We start from the raw sequence: 529 nt of genomic DNA, 5'->3' as shown, positions 1-529 counted from the left end.
CATCCGCGCCTCTCGCGACTATCGCCTGGCCATGGTCCAGGTCCTCGCCCGCGAGGCGATCCGGGTGTCGCAGCAACGTTCCACGACCAAAGAGCGGGTGCAGGCATGACCGCGGACACGTTCGACATCGGGTTCACCCTGAACGGCCAGGCGAAGGCCATCGCGGTGCGCACCGACGCCATGCTGGCCGATGTTCTCAGAAACGACCTCGGCCTGCTCGGCACCAAGATCAGCTGCAACGAGGGCGAATGCGGCGCCTGCACGGTGCTGATCGACGGCCGCGCTGCGAACTCCTGCATCGTGCTGGCCGTCGAGGTCGACGGCTGCGAGGTCGTGACGATCGAAGGCATCGCCGACGGCGGCACGCTGCATCCGATCCAGGAGGCGTTCATCGCGGAAGGAGCCGTGCACTGCGGCTACTGCACGCCCGGCATGATCCTGTCGACCAAGGCGCTGCTCGATCACGTCCCGGATCCGGACCCGGCGGAGATCCGCAAGGCGCTCGAAGGTAATCTGTGCCGCTGCACCG

The 529-nt window shown here is 67.1% G+C and carries 1 protein-coding gene; it reads left to right on the top strand.

Annotated features, from left to right (window positions below; translation table 11 throughout):
- Positions 1–105: 105 nt before the first annotated feature.
- On the top strand, positions 106–529 hold a 424-nt coding region (locus tag ABTU92_RS28745), incomplete at its 3' end, for a (2Fe-2S)-binding protein (protein ID WP_408094986.1).

Source organism: Rhodoplanes sp. SY1, assembly GCF_046000175.1.
In the GTDB taxonomy this organism is placed as follows: domain Bacteria; phylum Pseudomonadota; class Alphaproteobacteria; order Rhizobiales; family Xanthobacteraceae; genus Rhodoplanes.
This window is presented reverse-complemented; position numbering and strand designations above follow the sequence as displayed.